The organism is Pseudomonas sp. PB106, assembly GCF_009764645.1.
Classification (GTDB): Bacteria; Pseudomonadota; Gammaproteobacteria; order Pseudomonadales; family Pseudomonadaceae; genus Aquipseudomonas.
This window is the reverse complement of the sequence record NZ_RWIM01000045.1, coordinates 1-16,834: the sequence shown is the minus strand read 5'-3', so window position 1 is coordinate 16,834 and position 16,834 is coordinate 1. Positions and strand designations below refer to the sequence as shown.

The 16,834-nt window shown below is 60.1% G+C and carries 10 protein-coding genes; 5 read left to right on the top strand and 5 right to left on the bottom strand.

What is annotated here, in order from left to right; genetic code table 11:
• Positions 1 to 76 precede the first annotated feature (76 nt).
• Positions 77 to 1,267, bottom strand: a complete 1,191-nt coding sequence (locus EJA71_RS06190) for a benzoate/H(+) symporter BenE family transporter (RefSeq protein ID WP_158955217.1) — start codon at positions 1,265 to 1,267, stop codon at positions 77 to 79.
• Positions 1,268 to 1,615: 348 nt separating this feature from the next.
• On the opposite strand from EJA71_RS06190, the gene EJA71_RS06185 reads away from it, so the two are divergent.
• Positions 1,616 to 2,380, top strand: coding sequence for a GntR family transcriptional regulator (locus tag EJA71_RS06185; protein WP_105707893.1), 765 nt, complete (start codon positions 1,616 to 1,618; stop codon positions 2,378 to 2,380).
• 180 nt (positions 2,381 to 2,560) lie between these two features.
• On the opposite strand, the gene guaD is transcribed toward EJA71_RS06185, so the two are convergent.
• The 4 genes from guaD to xdhA all read right to left on the bottom strand — a co-directional run bounded on the left by guaD (position 2,561) and on the right by xdhA (position 8,703).
• Positions 2,561 to 3,865, bottom strand: coding sequence for a guanine deaminase (gene guaD, locus EJA71_RS06180; RefSeq protein ID WP_158955215.1), 1,305 nt, complete (start codon positions 3,863 to 3,865; stop codon positions 2,561 to 2,563).
• Between the two features lie 13 nt (positions 3,866 to 3,878).
• Positions 3,879 to 4,736 carry a xanthine dehydrogenase accessory protein XdhC gene (gene xdhC, locus EJA71_RS06175; RefSeq protein WP_158955213.1) on the bottom strand — a complete coding sequence of 286 codons (858 nt, stop codon included), beginning with the start codon at positions 4,734 to 4,736 and terminating at the stop codon, positions 3,879 to 3,881.
• 126 nt (positions 4,737 to 4,862) lie between these two features.
• Complete coding sequence (xdhB, locus tag EJA71_RS06170; protein ID WP_158955211.1) at positions 4,863 to 7,256, bottom strand: xanthine dehydrogenase molybdopterin binding subunit; 2,394 nt, start codon at positions 7,254 to 7,256, stop codon at positions 4,863 to 4,865.
• Entirely contained in the window at positions 7,249 to 8,703 is a 1,455-nt protein-coding gene (gene xdhA / locus EJA71_RS06165) for a xanthine dehydrogenase small subunit (RefSeq protein ID WP_158955209.1), read from the bottom strand. Before xdhA ends, xdhB begins: the two co-directional genes overlap by 8 nt.
• A gap of 290 nt (positions 8,704 to 8,993) precedes the next feature.
• Between xdhA and EJA71_RS06160 the strand changes: the two genes are divergently transcribed.
• From EJA71_RS06160 to ligA, 4 genes are all read left to right on the top strand, one after another.
• On the top strand, positions 8,994 to 9,653 hold the full coding sequence (locus EJA71_RS06160; RefSeq protein ID WP_158955207.1) for a GntR family transcriptional regulator: 660 nt from the start codon (positions 8,994 to 8,996) through the stop codon (positions 9,651 to 9,653).
• Between the two features lie 2 nt (positions 9,654 to 9,655).
• Positions 9,656 to 13,144, top strand: a complete 3,489-nt coding sequence (gene smc / locus EJA71_RS06155) for a chromosome segregation protein SMC (protein WP_158955205.1) — start codon at positions 9,656 to 9,658, stop codon at positions 13,142 to 13,144.
• A gap of 259 nt (positions 13,145 to 13,403) precedes the next feature.
• Positions 13,404 to 14,264 carry a cell division protein ZipA gene (gene zipA, locus EJA71_RS06150; RefSeq protein ID WP_158955203.1) on the top strand — a complete coding sequence of 287 codons (861 nt, stop codon included), beginning with the start codon at positions 13,404 to 13,406 and terminating at the stop codon, positions 14,262 to 14,264.
• Positions 14,265 to 14,409: 145 nt separating this feature from the next.
• Positions 14,410 to 16,767: an NAD-dependent DNA ligase LigA gene (gene ligA / locus EJA71_RS06145; protein ID WP_158955201.1), complete on the top strand. Its 2,358-nt coding sequence runs from the start codon at positions 14,410 to 14,412 to the stop codon at positions 16,765 to 16,767.
• The last annotated feature ends 67 nt before the right edge of the window (positions 16,768 to 16,834 follow it).

Genomic DNA, 16,834 nt, shown 5'->3' with positions numbered 1-16,834 from the left:
TCGCAGCCTTCGGCAGCTCCTACATGGCAAAGCTGTACAGCTTGTAGGAGCTGCCGAAGGCTGCGATCTTTTGCTTTCAGGCTTTACGCCAATTCAAAATCACCAGCGTCAGAACCCCCGCAACAATCCCCCAAAACGCCGAACCAATGGAAAACAGCGTCAGCCCTGACGCCGTGACCATGAAGGTAATCAGCGCCGCCTCCCGTTCCTTCACTTCGGTCATGGCAATGCTCAAGCCATTGATGATCGAGCCGAACAGCGCCAACGCAGCAATCGACAGCACCAGTTCCTTGGGCAGCGCGGCAAACAGTGCGGCCAATGTGGCGCCGAACACCCCGGCAATCCCGTAGAAAATCCCGCACCAGACCGCTGCGGTGTAGCGTTTGTTGCGATCTTCGTGGGCGTGCGGCCCGGTGCAGATCGCCGCGCTGATGGCCGCGAGGTTAATGCCGTGAGAGCCGAACGGTGCCAGCAACAGTGAAGCAATGCCGGTGGTGGTGATCAGCGGCGAGGCCGGGACGTTGTAGCCATCGGCGCGTAACACCGCGATGCCAGGCATGTTCTGCGAGGTCATCGCCACCACGAACAGCGGAATGCCGATGCTGATGGTCGCCGCCAGCGAGAAGTGCGGCGTGGTCCATACCGGTGTTGCCAGTTCCAGATGAAAACCGCTGAAGTCGAGCAAACCCATGAAGCCCGACAGCGCAGTACCGATCAGCAGCGCGGCGAGCACCGCGTAACGCGGCGACAGGCGTTTGACCAGCAGATAAGTAAAAAACATCCCCAATACCAGGCCGGTTCGGTGCTGCGCGGCGACGAAAATTTCGCTGCCGATCTTGAACAGGATTCCCGCCAGCAGTGCCGCCGCCAGTGAGGCCGGGATCTTTTTCACCAGCCGTTCGAAGCTGCCGGTCAGCCCGCAGATCGTCACGAGCACCGCGCAGGTGATGTAAGCGCCGATGGCCTCGCCATAGCTCACACCGCCGAGGCTGGTGATCAGCAATGCCGCACCGGGCGTCGACCAGGCGATGGTGATCGGTGTGCGATAGCGCAGCGACAGGCCGATCGAACACACCGCCATGCCAATCGAAATCGCCCAGATCCACGAGGAAATCTGCCCGCTGGTCAGGCCCGCCGCTTGCCCGGCCTGGAACATCAGCACCAAGGAGCTGGTGTAGCCGGTCATCATCGCGATGAACCCGGCGACGATGGCCGAGGGCGACGTGTCGGCCAGTGGACGGAGTTGAGTGTGGGTGGCGTCGTTCATGACGGCGGTGTTCCTTATACCAATGAAGATGTCCGCCACAGCGCAAACCCTTGTAGGAGCTGCCGAAGGCTGCGATCTCTTGATCTTGCTTCTCAAAGTCAAAAGATCGCAGCCTTCGGCAGCTCCTACAGGGGAGGCGGTGTTCTGGCGACGGATTCTGTGATCAAGCCTAAACTCATTCGTAACGGATCGTTGCAATACAGCCGAAGTCACAAATTGCCGTACAGTCGTGTTGCCACCTTTCATTGTGTACAATCGCGCTGTTTTTTACGCGATACTTGCCAGCGACCTACTGTGCCGTATTACAGTCACGGTCTATTCGCCGCAGTTCTCCCGACTCGAGTGCCCATGAACGAACAGTTGCAACCCCTCAAGAAACAACCGCGAGCAGGCAAAGCCGGCCGCAGCGGAACCCAGGACGATATTGTCTACGCGCATATCTTCGAGGCCATCCTCGAACAGCGTCTGGCGCCCGGCACCAAGTTGAGCGAAGAAGCGCTGGGGGAAATCTTTGGGGTCAGCCGCACCATCATTCGCCGCGCGCTGTCGCGTCTGGCCCATGAAGGCGTCGTGCTGTTGCGGCCCAACCGTGGCGCTGTCGTCGCCAGCCCGAGCGTTGAAGAAGCGCGTCAGGTGTTCATGGCCCGTCGTCTGGTCGAGCGCGCGATCACTGAACTGGCCGTGCTGCACGCCACCGCCGAGCAAATCGCCGAATTGCGCCAGATGGTCAACGATGAGCGCGACAGTTTCTCTCGCGGCGATCGCGGCGCCGGCATTCGTCTGTCGGGCGAATTCCACCTGAAACTGGCCGAAGCGGCGAAAAACGCGCCGCTGGTGAGTTTCCAGCGCAGCCTGGTTTCGCAGACCTCGCTGATCATTGCCCAATACGAAAGCGGCAACCGTTCGCACTGCTCGTATGACGAACACACGCAGTTGATCGATGCCATCGAAAAGCGCGACGGCGAGCTGGCGGTGAACCTGATGATGCATCACATGGATCACATCGACAGCAAGCTCAACCTCGACGAGGAAGGTGCGTCGGATGATCTGCATGCAGTGTTCTCGCATTTGCTGCAGACCAAGAAGCCTGGGCGTCCTGCGGCCAAGCTCTAACTGACCAATAGAAAAATCCCCCGCAGCTCAAAAAAGTTGCGGGGGATTTTTTGTGCCTGTCAGATCGTTCCCACGCTCTGCGTGGGAATGCCTCTGGGGACGCTCCGCGTCCAGTGAAGCGGAGCGTCACGGGCTGCATTCCCACGCAGAGCGTGGGAACGATCATGGGGCGGGGAAAGCTCAGCGCTGATGCACCAGCGCACCCGCCGCATACGTCTGCTGCACCGTGCGGTCATCGCCCAACGTCATCAACACAAACAACGACTCGGCAATGTTATTGGCCTGCTTCAAGCGGTAGCTCAACAGCGGCGTGGCGTTGTAATCCAGCACCACGAAGTCGGCGTCGGAACCCGGTTGCAGATTGCCGATCTTGTCTTCCAGACGCAGCGCCCGCGCACCACCCAATGTCGCCAGATACAACGACTTGAACGGGCTCAGTCGCGCGCCTTGCAGCTGCATCACCTTGTACGCTTCGTTCAGCGTCTGCAGCAGCGAGAAACTGGTGCCGCCACCAACGTCAGTGCCCAGGCCGACGTTCAACTTGTGCTTCTCGGCCATCGGCAAATTGAACAAGCCGCTGCCGAGGAAGAAGTTCGAAGTCGGGCAGAACGAGATCGCCGAGCCGGTTTCCGCCAGACGCGCGCATTCGTCGTCGCACAGGTGCACACCGTGGGCGAACACCGAGCGCTCGCCGAGCAGCTTGTAGTGATCGTAAACGTCGAGGTAGCCCTTGCGCTCTGGGAACAGCTCCTTGACCCACTCGATTTCCTTGAGGTTCTCGCTGATGTGGGTCTGCATGTACAGATCCGGGTATTCGGTCAGCAGTTGGCCGGCGAGGGTCAGTTGTTCCGGGGTGCTGGTCGGGGCGAAGCGCGGGGTCACTGCGTAGTGCAGACGGCCCTTGCCGTGCCAGCGTTCGATCAGCGCCTTGCTTTCGACGTAGCTCGATTCAGCGGTGTCGGTCAGATAATCCGGGGCGTTGCGATCCATCATCACCTTGCCGGCGATCATGCGCAGGTCGAGCTTCTCGGCCGCTTCGAACAGCGAGTTCACCGACTGCGGGTGCACGCTGCCGAACACCAGTGCAGTGGTGGTGCCGTTGCGCAGCAGTTCCTTGATGAAGATGTCGGCGACTTCGTCGGCGTGCGCCTTGTCGCCGAACTGGCTTTCGCACGGGAAGGTGTAGGTGTTCAGCCAGTCGAGCAGTTGCTCACCGTAGGCGCCGACCATGCCGGTTTGCGGAAAGTGAATGTGCGTGTCGATGAAGCCCGGGGTGATCAACGCGTCTTGGTAATGCTCGATTTCGATGTCCGCAGGCAGCGTCGGCAGCAGGTCACTGGCGTGGCCGAGGGCGCTGATCTTGCCGCCATCGACCACCAGCAGGCCGTCCTCGAAATACTCGTAGGAGGCTTCGATCCCGACTTCGGCGGGGTCGGCGATGCTGTGCAGGATGGCGGCGCGGTAGGCTTTGCGAGTCAGAGGCATGAGGGTTCTCTAATCAGTTTGAGGCTTTGAGTTTGGCGGCCTGACTGCGCCGCGAAACCGGCAGCAGTTTGGCAATCGGTTCGGCGCTGGCAGTCTGCTGGCCGAAGTTGGCGTTGTAAGTGGCGATGATTTCGCCAGCGATGGAGATGGCGATTTCCACAGGCAGTTTGCCTTTGACTTCGCCGATGCCCATCGGGCAGCGCATGCGTTGTACGACGCCGCTGTCGAAACCGCGATCACGCAAACGGTGTTCGAACTTCGCGCGTTTGGTCTTCGAACCGATGAGGCCGAAATAGGCGAAGTCGTTGCGCTTGAGAATCGCGGCAGTGAGTTCAAGGTCGAGCTGATGGTTGTGGGTCATGACGATGCAATAACTGCCGGCAGGCAGGTCATCGATTTCATCCACAGGCTCTTCGGCGACGATTTTACGCACGCCGTGGGGGATGTGTTCGGGGAATTCGGCATCCCGCGAGTCGATCCAGCGTACCCGGCAGGGCAGGCTGGCGAGCAATGGCACGAGGGCGCGGCCGACGTGGCCGGCACCGAACACGGCGATTTGCGCCTGCACCTGGCCCATCGGTTCGAACAGCAACACGGTGGCGCCGCCGCAGCACTGGCCCAGGCTGGCGCCGAGGCTGAAACGCTCCAGATGGGTGTCCTGCTTGCCGCTGGCGAGCATTTCGCGGGCGATCTGCATGGCTTTGTATTCCAGGTGCCCGCCACCGATGGTGTCGAAGCTCTGGTTAGCGCTGATGACCATTTTCGAGCCGGCGTTGCGTGGCGTCGAGCCGAGTTCTTCGATGATCGTCACCAGAACGCAGGGTTCGCCCTGGTTCTGCAGGTCGGCGAGGGCGTCGATCCAGTTGTACATACACACCTCTCAGATCGTTCCCACGCTCTGCGTGGGAATGCATCACTGGACGCTCCGCGTCCGCTGTTCAGGATGCGACGCGGAGCGTCGCGGGCTGCATTCCCACGCAGAGCGTGGGAACGATCATCAAACAACCTCGGTTTCAGCTTCGACGGTTTTCACCGCTTTCAGCTGACGCATCTGCTCACAACCCCACAACACTCGCTCCGGCGTTGCCGGCGCATCGATCTGCGGCTGATGCTTGTAATCACCGAGGCTCGCCACCGCATCCTTGATCGCGCACCACGAAGCAATCCCGAGCATGAACGGCGGTTCACCGACAGCCTTCGAATGGAACACGGTGTCTTCCGGGTTCTTGCGGTTTTCCACCAGCTTCACCCGCAGATCCAGCGGCATGTCCGCCACCGCCGGGATCTTGTAGCTGGCAGGGCCGTTGGTCATCAGCTTGCCTTTGTTGTTCCAGACCAGCTCTTCCATGGTCAGCCAGCCCATGCCTTGGATGAAGCCACCCTCGACCTGACCGATGTCGATGGACGGGTTCAGCGAGGCGCCGACGTCGTGAAGGATGTCGGTACGCAGCATTTTGTATTCGCCGGTCAGGGTGTCGACGATCACTTCGCAGCACGCCGCACCGAAGGCGAAGTAGTAGAACGGACGGCCACGGGCCTGGCTGCGGTCGTAATAGATTTTCGGGGTCTTGTAGAAGCCGGTGCTCGACAGCGACACCTGATTGAAATACGCCTGCTGGATCAGCGCTTCAAAGGTCAGGATATGGTCGCGAACACGCACGTGGCCGTTGTGGAATTCAACATCTTCCTCAGTGACTTTGTAGTGACGCGCAGCGAATTCGATCAGACGTTTCTTGATGATTTCTGCCGCGTTCTGCGCCGCTTTACCGTTCAGGTCAGCGCCACTGGAAGCCGCGGTCGGCGAGGTGTTTGGCACCTTGTCGGTGTTGGTCGCGGTGATCTGCACGCGGTCCATTTCCACTTGGAACACTTCGGCCACAACCTGCGCGACTTTGGTGTTCAGGCCCTGGCCCATCTCGGTGCCGCCATGGTTGAGGTGGATGCTGCCGTCGGTGTAGATGTGGATCAGTGCACCGGCCTGGTTCAAGAAGCTCGCGGTGAAGGAAATGCCGAATTTCACCGGGGTCAGCGCCAGGCCTTTTTTCAGGATCGGGCTGTTGGCGTTGTAGCGACGGATTGCTTCGCGGCGTTCGTGATACTGGCTGCTTTCTTCCAGTTCGGCGGTCATCTCTTCGAGCATGTTGTGCTCGACGGTCTGGTAGTAATGGGTGACGTTGCGCTCAGTCTTGCCGTAATAGTTGGCCTTGCGCACAGCGAGCGGATCGAGCTGGAGGTGACGGGCAATTGCGTCCATCACTTCTTCGATTGCGACCATGCCTTGCGGACCACCGAAACCACGGTAGGCGGTGTTCGACGCGGTGTTGGTCTTGCAGCGGTGACCGTTGATGGTCGCGTCGCCCAGGTAGTACGAGTTGTCCGAGTGGAACATCGCCCGGTCAACGATGGAGGCGGACAAGTCCGGCGAGCAGCCGCAGTTGCCGGCCAGGTCCATGTTGATCCCGTGCAGGCGCCCGGTGCTGTCGAAGCCGACGTCGTATTCGACGTAGAACGGGTGACGTTTGCCGGTCATCAGCATGTCTTCGACGCGCGGCAGGCGCATCTTGGTCGGCTGCCCGGTGAGGTGCGCAACCACCGCGCACAGGCACGCCGGGCTGGCGGCTTGAGTTTCCTTGCCACCGAAACCACCGCCCATGCGGCGCATGTCGACAACGATTTTGTTCATCGACACGTCGAGCACTTCGGCGACCAGTTTCTGCACTTCGGTCGGGTTCTGCGTCGAGCAGTAGACGATCATGCCGCCGTCTTCGGTCGGCATCACCGAGGAAATTTGTGTTTCGAGGTAGAAGTGTTCCTGGCCGCCAATGTGCAGCGTGCCTTGAATGCGGTGTTCAGCGGTCGCCAGTGCCGAGACCGAATCGCCACGCTGGTGGGTGTGGCTATCGAGCACGAAATGGCGTTTGCGCAGGGCTTCGACCACGTCGAGCACAGGTTCGAGATCTTCGTATTCGATGATCGCGGCCATCGCCGCTTTGCGTGCGGTTTCCAGATCTTTCGCCGCGACGGCGAGCACCGGTTGACCAACGAACTGCACGTCATCGATGGCCAGCAGCGGGTCGCCCGGCATCAACGGGCCGATGTCTTTCAGGCCTGGTACGTCTTCGTGGGTGATGGCGATGCGTACGCCTTCGAAGGCGTAGCACGGCGAGGTGTCGATGCTGATGATTTTCGCGTGGGCGCGATCCGACATGCGTGCATACAGGTGCAACTGGTTGGGGAATTCCAGGCGGTCATCAATGTACTGCGCTTCACCGGACACATGCTTGGCGGCGCTGTCGTGCTTGACGCTGCGGCCGACACCGGAGGTCAGGTCCTTGGCGAACAATTCAGCCAGTTCAGCTTGAGTTTTCTCTACGCCGTGATGGTTAGACATAAGCGGTCACCCGAGTCTCGATGTGCGGTGTTTGCAGTTCGATGAAGTATTTGCGCAGCAGGTTTTGCGCGCTGAGCAGGCGATATTCCTTGCTGGCGCGGAAATCCGAGAGCGGGGTGAAGTCTTCGGCCAGCGCAGCGCAAGCGCGTTCGATCACGGCGCTGTTGAAGGGCTGACCGACCAGCATGGCTTCACAATGTGCCGCCCGTTTCGGGATCGCGGCCATGCCGCCGAAGGCCATGCGCGCATCGGTGATCACGCCGTTTTCCACGCGCAGGTTGAACGCGGCGCAGACGGCGGAGATGTCATCGTCCAGACGCTTGGAGACTTTGTAGGCGCGGAACAACTGTTCAGCCGTGGCGCGCGGGACGATGATCTTCTCGATGAACTCACTTTCCTGACGGGCCGTGACCTTGTAGTCGATGAAGTAATCGTCGAGGTTCAGGGTGCGGCGGGTTTCGCCTTTGCACAGCACCACTTGCGCGCCGAGGGCGATCAGCAGCGGTGGCGAGTCACCGATTGGCGAGGCGTTGCCGATGTTGCCGCCGAGGGTGCCCTGGTTGCGGATTTGCAGGGAGGCGAAGCGGTGCAGCAGTTCGCCGAAGTCCGGGTACTCGGCGTTCAACGCTTCGTAGCAGTCGGAGAGGGCAGTGGCGGCGCCGATTTCGATGCGGTCATCAAAGGTTTCGATGCGCTTCATTTCCGCGACGTTGCCAACGTAGATCATCACCGGCAGGGTGCGGTGGAACTGCGTGACTTCCAGTGCCAGATCGGTACCGCCGGCGAGCAGACGCGCTTGTGGATAAGCGTCATAAAGGTCGGCCAGATCGGCGACGGTCAGCGGCACCAGGCAGCGTTTGTCGCCGCTGTTGAGTTCGCCGATATCGGTCGGGGCAATGGCCTTGAGGCGCGCGATGGTTTCAGCTTCGCGGGCGTCGAACTGATCCGCTTGCTTGCCGCAGCACGATTGCTCGGCAGCCGCCAGAATCGGCCGGTAACCGGTGCAGCGGCAGAGGTTGCCGGCCAGCGCTTCGTGGGCCTTGGCGTGATCGGGCGCATCGCTGTTCTTTTGCAGGGCGAACAGCGACATGACGAAACCGGGGGTGCAGAAACCGCACTGCGAGCCATGGCACTCGACCATGGCTTTCTGCACGCTGTGCAATTCGCCTTTGTGCTTGAGGTCTTCGACGCTGATCAATTGTTTGCCGTGCAGCGACGAAACAAAGGTCAGGCACGAGTTGAGGCTGCGATAGCGAATGTGTTCGCGGCCAGCGTCATCCGTCTGCAACTCGCCGACCACTACGGTGCACGCGCCGCAGTCACCGCTGGCGCAACCTTCTTTGGTGCCCGATTTACCAACGTGTTCACGCAGGTAATTGAGCACAGTCAGATTCGGGTCCAGGGCGTGCTCGCTACGGAGTTCCTGGTTAAGTAAAAACTGGATCACGGAAGGCCTCGCAGACTCATTATTGTTGTTAACCGACGTGAACCGAATTTAGCAGGTCTGACTTTTCGGTCAATGGTTTTCTGACTTAAAGGTCAGGAAAATGCATTTCGTCGATCAACAACGTGTCTATTCAGTATTGACCCTCATCGGTCGCCCTGGTTTTTTGTTTGGTTTTCAAAAGAAAACTGCGGGAATCGTGCCAAAAACCGCTGAGTGGGCACTCCGCCATGAGCCCGCATTTGCGCTACACTGCGCCGCTTGTGCAGATCGATAGAGTTTGAAGGACAACCATGACGTTCAAGGCGCCGGACAGCCTCGCCGAGCAAATCGCTCACCACCTCGCCGAACGCATCATTCGTGGCGAAATGAAGCCGGGAGAGCGCATCCAGGAACAGAAGGTCACGCTGGCGCTCAATGTCAGCCGCGGCTCGGTCCGCGAAGCCCTGCTGATCCTCGAACGCCGTCACCTGATCGCGATCCTGCCGCGCCGTGGCGCGCACGTCACCGAACTGACGCCGCACAAGGTGCAGAGCCTGTGCACGCTGATGAGCGAGCTGTACATCCTGCTCGGCAACTCGGTGGCCAACGGCTGGCAAGTACAGTCGGACATGGCGCCGTTCGTGCAGATCCAGCAGCGCCTGACCACCAGCTACGAGCGTCAGGACATCCGCAGCTTCGTCGACGACAGTTTCGCCGTGATGCGCGCCGCCTATCCGTTCGCCAACAACCCGTACCTGCAAGAGACCGTCGAGAATCTGCAACCGGCCATGAGCCGCGCGTATTTCCTCGCCCTCGAACAGCGCAAGGCCTCAATGAGCGAGTTCCTCGAACTGTTCGAACGCTTGCTGGCTGCCGTGCTCGCCCGTGATTTGCCGCAGATCCGCATCGTGCTGACGGCTTACGCCCAGCGCAGCTGCGATCTGGTGGTGTCTGCCCTGACGGTCGCCTAAGCGTGCGGCTCAAGTGCATTAAACTGGCGGGATTCAAATCCTTCGTCGACCCGACCACGGTGAACTTCCCCAGTAACATGGCGGCGGTCGTCGGGCCGAACGGTTGCGGCAAGTCGAACATCATCGACGCCGTCCGCTGGGTAATGGGCGAAAGCTCAGCGAAAAACCTGCGTGGCGAGTCGATGACCGACGTCATCTTCAACGGCTCGACCAGCCGCAAACCGGTAAGTCAGGCCAGTATCGAACTGGTCTTCGACAACTCCGACGGCACCTTGCTGGGCGAATACGCGGCCTACGCGGAAATCTCGATTCGCCGCAAAGTGACCCGCGACAGCCAGACCACTTACTACCTCAACGGCACCAAATGCCGTCGTCGCGATATCACCGATATCTTCCTCGGCACCGGTCTCGGCCCGCGCAGCTATTCGATCATCGAGCAGGGGATGATCTCCAAGCTGATCGAATCCAAGCCGGAAGACCTGCGCAACTTCATCGAAGAAGCCGCCGGCATCTCTAAATATAAAGAGCGCCGTCGCGAGACCGAAAACCGCATCCGTCGCACCCACGAAAACCTCGCGCGTCTGACTGACCTGCGCGAAGAGCTCGAGCGGCAACTCGAACGCCTGCACCGCCAGGCCGAAGCGGCGAAGAAATATCAGGAATTCAAAGCCGAAGAGCGCCAGCTCAAGGCGCAATTGTCGGCCTTGCGCTGGCAGGATCTGAATGATCAGGTCGGCCAGCGCGAGTCGATCATCGGCACTCAGGAAATCAGTTTCGAAGCGCTTGTCGCCGAGCAGCGCAATGCCGATGCGGCCATCGAACGCTTGCGCGACGGGCACCATGACTTGTCCGAGCGCTTCAATCTGGTGCAAGGGCGCTTCTATTCGGTCGGCGGCGATATCGCCCGGGTCGAGCAGAGCATCCAGCACGGTCAGCAACGTCTGCGGCAGTTGCAGGACGATCTGAAAGAAGCCGAGCGCGCGCGCCTTGAAACCGAATCCCATCTGGGCCACGACCGCACGTTGCTGCTGACCCTCGGCGAAGAGCTGGACATGCTCACCCCCGAGCAGGAAGTCACCAGCGCCGCTGCCGAAGAAGCCGCCGCTGCGCTAGAAGATTCCGAATCGGTCATGCATGGCTGGCAGGAACAGTGGGACGCCTTCAACCTGACTGCCGCCGAACCGCGTCGTCAGGCCGAGGTGCAGCAGTCGCGCATCCAGCAGCTGGAAACCAGCATGGAGCGCCTCGCTGATCGGCAGAAACGCCTCGGCGAAGAGCGCGCGTTGCTCTCGGCTGACCCGGAAGACGCGGCGATCATGGAGCTCAACGAGCAGCTCGCCGAGTCCGAAGCGACCCTCGAAGATCTGCAGACCAGTGAAGAAGCCCAGGTCGAAAAACTTGAACAACTGCGCCAGGAATTGCAGCAGGCGCTGACCGCGCAGCAACAGGCGCAGGGCGACTTGCAGCGCCTCAACGGTCGCCTGGCGTCCCTGGAAGCCTTGCAGCAAGCCGCGCTCGATCCGGGCACCGGCACCGCCGAATGGCTGAAGGAACACAACCTCGCCGAGCGTCCGCGCCTGGCCGAAGGACTGAAGGTCGAGGCCGGTTGGGAACTGGCGGTGGAAACCGTGCTCGGCGCTGATCTGCAGGCGGTGCTGGTCGACGATTTCAGCGGTTTCGATTTGTCCGGTTTTACCCAAGGCGATCTGCGCCTGCTTAGCCCGGCCAGCGATGGCGTGCGGGTGGCGGGCAGCTTGCTGGACAAGGTTGATGCGCAGATCGATCTGTCGCCGTGGCTCGGTCAGGTCAAACCGGTCGACAGCCTTGAGCAGGCCTTGGCTATGCGCGGGCAGTTGAGCGCCGGCGAGAGCCTGATCAGCCGTGACGGTTACTGGGTCGGTCGGCATTTCCTGCGCGTACGTCGGGCCAGCGAAGCGGAAAGCGGAATGCTCGCTCGCGGCCAGGAAATCGAAGACCTGCACCTCGAACGCGAAGAGAAAGAAGCCACGGTCGAGGCCATGGAAACCCGTCTGCAAACCCTGCGCGCGCAACAGCGTCAGCAGGAAAACGGCCGCGAACATTTGCGTCGTTTGCTGCAAGACGAAGCGCGTCAGCAAGGCGAATTGAAAGCACAATTGTCCGCCGGCAAAGCCAAGGCTGAACAGCTGACATTGCGCCGTACCCGTCTCGATGAAGAGCTGGTCGAACTCGGCGAACAACGCGAGCTTGAGCACGAACAAGTCGGCGAAGCGCGCTTGCAATTGCAGGAAGCGCTGGATGCCATGGCGCTGGACACCGAACAGCGCGAGTTGCTGCTGGCCCAGCGCGACAGCCTGCGCGAACGCCTCGATCGCGTGCGTCAGGAAGCGCGGCAGCACAAGGATCATGCGCATCAATTGGCCGTACGTCTCGGCTCGTTGCGCGCGCAGCACGACTCCACGCGTCAGGCGCTCGAGCGTCTGGAAATGCAGGCCGAGCGCCTCACTGAAAAACGTGAACAGTTGAGTCTGAATCTGGAGGAGGGCGAGGCGCCGCTGGAAGAGCTGCGCCTGAAGCTCGAAGAGCTGCTCGACAAGCGCATGACCGTCGACGAGGAACTCAAGACTGCACAGATCGCTCTCGAAGATGCCGACCGCGAATTGCGCGACGCCGAAAAACGCCGAACCCAGGCCGAACAGCAATCACAATTGATTCGCGGCCAGCTCGAACAGCAACGCATGGAATGGCAAGCCCTGACCGTGCGCCGCAAGGCTTTGCAGGATCAATTGCTCGAAGACGGCTACGATCTTAACGGCGTGCTCGCGACATTAACCGCGCAAGCCAGTGAACGCGAAGCCGAAGAAGAACTCGAACGCATCAGCGCGCGGATTCAGCGCCTGGGCGCGATCAACCTCGCGGCCATCGACGAATACACGCAACAATCCGAGCGTAAACGTTATCTGGATGCGCAGGACGCCGATCTGGTCGAAGCGCTGGAGACCCTCGAGAACGTTATTCGCAAGATCGACAAGGAAACCCGCAACCGCTTCAAAGATACCTTTGATCAGATCAATGGCGGTTTACAGGCACTTTTTCCAAAAGTTTTCGGTGGTGGACGGGCGTATTTGGAACTGACGGGCGAAGATCTACTCGATACAGGGGTAACGATCATGGCGCAGCCGCCAGGGAAGAAGAACAGCACCATCCATTTGCTCTCCGGCGGGGAAAAAGCCCTGACCGCGCTGGCACTGGTTTTTGCCATCTTCAAGTTGAACCCGGCGCCGTTCTGCATGCTCGATGAGGTTGACGCACCGCTGGATGACGCTAACGTTGGACGCTACGCACGCTTGGTCAAAGAGATGTCGCAGACCGTGCAGTTCATCTATATCACCCACAACAAGATCGCCATGGAAATGGCCGAGCAGTTGATGGGCGTAACGATGCATGAACCGGGTTGTTCGCGACTGGTAGCTGTGGATGTCGAGGAGGCGATGGCGATGGTGGACGCCTGAGTCAGCGTGGTGTCGGACAGGGATGAGAAGGTTGTAGGACTTTTTTACCGGGTTCGACTTGCTGGCCAATCGACATATTCGCGCAAGCCAATGAGACAGACGGTGTAAAGTTGTCTTTGGTCGTGCTAGTTTAATGTCAATTTTTCGTATACGTGGGCAAAACGCCTGTCAGAACATAGAGTTGGCGCCACGTTTTAAAGCGGTTTGCACAATGTAAACCCCTTATTTTTCAGCATTTTTTATAGAGGCACGGGATTACATGGAAATCGGTCTGCGCGAGTGGCTGATCGTCATCGGCATCATTGTGATAGCCGGTATTCTTTTTGATGGCTGGCGCCGTATGCGCGGCGGCAAGGGAAAACTGAAGTTCCGTCTTGACCGAAGTCTGTCCAACCTGCCGGACGAGGACACCAGCGCCGAGCTGTTGGGCCCGGCCCGCGTGCTGGACACGCATAAAGAGCCGCAGCTGGACGAACACGATTTGCCGTCGGTGAGCATGCCGGCCCGCGAAGCACGCGAGCCTCGCGAAACCGCCTCGAAACGTGGCAAGCGCGGCAAAGGTTCGGCGCAGGGCGACTTGAACCTGGATCTGGATCTGGACGACGGCCCGAGCTTCAGCAGCCGTGACGACGATTTCGTTGAAGACACCAAGCCTGCGCCAGCGGCGGTCGACAAAGACCAGCCACAAGCGGAAGAAGTGCTGGTGATCAGCGTGATCTGCCGTGACGCTGCCGGCTTCAAAGGCCCGGCGCTGTTGCAGAACATTCTGGAAAGCGGTCTGCGTTTTGGCGAGATGGATATTTTCCACCGTCACGAAAGCATGGCCGGCAACGGTGAAGTGCTGTTCTCCATGGCCAATGCGGTCAAGCCGGGCATTTTTGATCTGGACGACATCGATCATTTCAGCACCCCGGCGGTGAGCTTCTTCCTCGGCTTGCCAGGCCCGCGTCATCCGAAGCAAGCCTTCGATGTGATGGTGGCTGCAGCACGCAAGCTGTCGCAGGAATTGAATGGCGAGCTGAAAGATGACCAACGCAGCGTTCTGACCGCTCAAACGATCGAGCACTACCGTCAGCGCATCGTCGAATTCGAACGCCGCGCCTTGACCCAGAAGCGCTAAGGCCAGATCAAAAGATCGCAGCCTGCGGCAGCTCCTACAAAGGATCGCGATCCTGTAGGAGCTGTCGAGTGCAACGAGGCTGCGATCTTTTAAGGATGAAACTGGAGCAGCCTCGGCTGCTCTTTTGCTTTATGAGAGAACACCCATGACCGCCGCCAAAAACCGCATCCTAGAACTGCGCGCTGAACTCGATCAGCACAACTACCGTTACCACGTCCTCGACGAGCCGAGCATTCCGGACGCCGAGTACGACCGGTTGTTCCACGAGCTCAAGGCGCTGGAAGCGGCCAATCCGGAATTGATCACCAGCGACTCGCCGACCCAGCGCGTCGGCAGTGTGGCGCTGACCGCGTTCACTCAGGTGCGTCACGAAGTGCCGATGCTCAGCCTCGGCAACGCCTTCGAAGAAACCGACATGCGTGAGTTCGATCGCCGTGTCACCGAAGGTCTGGATGTCCCCGCTGGCGATCTGTTCGGTGGCGGCGCGGCGGTGGAGTACAGCTGTGAACCGAAACTCGATGGCCTGGCGGTCAGCCTGCTTTATGAGAATGGTGTATTGGTGCGCGGCGCCACGCGGGGCGACGGCACCACGGGCGAAGACATCAGCGTCAACGTGCGCACCGTGCGCAACATTCCGCTGAAGCTGCACGGCGAAGGCTGGCCGGCGACGCTGGAAGTGCGCGGTGAAGTGTTCATGTCCAAGGCCGGCTTCGAGCGCCTCAACGCCTCGCAGCTGGAAGTTGGCGGCAAGACCTTCGCCAACCCGCGCAACGCTGCTGCCGGCAGCTTGCGTCAGCTGGATTCGAAGATCACCGCCAACCGTCCACTGGAATTCTGCTGCTACGGCATCGGCCAGGTCTCCCACGATATTTCCGACACCCACATCGGCAACCTCAAGCAGTTGCAGAAGTGGGGCATGCCGATCAGCCACGAACTGAAACTGGCCAAAGGCATCGACGAATGCCTGGATTACTACCGCGATATTGGTGCGCGTCGTAACGATCTGGGCTACGAAATCGATGGTGTGGTGTTCAAGGTCAACAGCATTGCCGATCAGCGCGAACTGGGCTTCCGCGCTCGCGAGCCGCGCTGGGCCATCGCACATAAATTCCCGGCGATGGAAGAACTCACCGAATTGCTCGATGTGGAATTTCAGGTCGGTCGCACCGGTGCTGTCACGCCAGTCGCACGTCTGAAGCCGGTCAAGGTGGCCGGCGTCACCGTGGCCAACGCCACGCTGCACAACATGGACGAAGTTGCGCGCCTGGGCCTGATGATCGGCGACACCGTGATTATTCGCCGCGCCGGTGACGTGATCCCGCAAGTGGTGCAAGTGGTGCTCGAACGGCGCCCGGAACACGCGCGAGCGGTGCAGATCCCCGAGAGCTGCCCGGTGTGTGGTTCCCACGTCGAGCGCACGCAACTGATTAAACGCAGCAAGGGCAAGGAAACCGTCAGCGAAGGCGCGGTGTATCGCTGCGTTGGGCGTCTGGCCTGTGGCGCGCAACTGAAGCAGGCGATCATTCACTTCGTCTCCCGCCGAGCGATGGACATTGAAGGCCTCGGCGACAAGAGCGTCGAGCAATTGGTCGATGAAGGTCTGGTCAGTTCGCCAGCCGATCTGTATGCGCTGAAGTTCGACGACATCGTCGATCTGGAAGGTTTTGCCGAAGTGTCGAGCAACAAACTGCTCGCGGCCATCGAAGACAGCAAGAAGCCGGGGCTGGCGCGGTTCATCTATGCGCTGGGCATTCCTGATGTCGGTGAAGAGACCGCCAAGGTGCTGGCGCGCTCGCTGGGTTCACTGGAGCGTGTGCAGCAGGCGCTGCCGCAAGTGCTGACCTACCTGCCGGATGTTGGTCTGGAAGTGGCGCACGAGATTCACAGCTTCTTTGAAGATGCGCATAACCAGCAGGTGATCACCGAGTTGCTGGGCCATGGTTTGCAGATTCAGGATCAGGGCGAATTGGGCGCCGAGTTTGCCGCCAGCACCACGCTGGGTGGTTTCCTCGACAAGCTGCACATCCCTTCGGTAGGCCCTGGTGGCGCACAGAAACTGGCGGACAAGTTTGGCTCGCTGGAAGCGGTGAAGAACGCCGACTGGCTGGACATGCGTCAGGCCTTGCCGGAGAAGCAGGCGAATTCTGTTCGCGAGTTTTTTGCGGTTGCAGAGAATCGGCAGCTTGCTCAAGCATCCGAAGAGCAACTGCGTAAATTCGGTATGCACTGGCAGAGCGAAAAGAAAGTGGTGGAAGGCTTGCCGCTGTCTGGCGAGACCTGGGTGCTGACCGGCAAGGTCGAGCTGATGAGCCGTGATGTCGCCAAGGAGCATCTGGAGAGCCTCGGCGCCAAGGTTGCCGGTTCCGTGTCGGCGAAGACTCATTGCGTGGTCGCAGGGCCGGGTGCTGGTTCCAAGCTGACCAAGGCCAATGAGCTGGGCGTGAAAGTGATGGACGAAGAAACCTTTATCGCCTTCCTCAAAACCCACGGCATCGCCGTTTAAGATCAAAAGATCGCAGCCTGCGGCAGCTCCTACAGGCGTACGCGGATCCATGTAGGAGCTGCCGCAG

What these genes read in the sequence shown, in the direction of transcription:
- EJA71_RS06160 (WP_158955207.1), top strand. Translation starts at nt 8,994, where the DNA reads ATGACGTTCAAGGCGCCGGACAGCCTCGCCGAGCAAATCGCTCACCAC.
- zipA (WP_158955203.1), top strand. Translation starts at nt 13,404, where the DNA reads ATGGAAATCGGTCTGCGCGAGTGGCTGATCGTCATCGGCATCATTGTG.
- xdhC (WP_158955213.1), bottom strand. Translation starts at nt 4,736, where the DNA reads ATGTACAACTGGATCGACGCCCTCGCCGACCTGCAGAACCAGGGCGAA.
- xdhB (WP_158955211.1), bottom strand. Translation starts at nt 7,256, where the DNA reads ATGTCTAACCATCACGGCGTAGAGAAAACTCAAGCTGAACTGGCTGAA.
- guaD (WP_158955215.1), bottom strand. Translation starts at nt 3,865, where the DNA reads ATGCCTCTGACTCGCAAAGCCTACCGCGCCGCCATCCTGCACAGCATC.
- EJA71_RS06190 (WP_158955217.1), bottom strand. Translation starts at nt 1,267, where the DNA reads ATGAACGACGCCACCCACACTCAACTCCGTCCACTGGCCGACACGTCG.
- EJA71_RS06185 (WP_105707893.1), top strand. Translation starts at nt 1,616, where the DNA reads ATGAACGAACAGTTGCAACCCCTCAAGAAACAACCGCGAGCAGGCAAA.
- ligA (WP_158955201.1), top strand. Translation starts at nt 14,410, where the DNA reads ATGACCGCCGCCAAAAACCGCATCCTAGAACTGCGCGCTGAACTCGAT.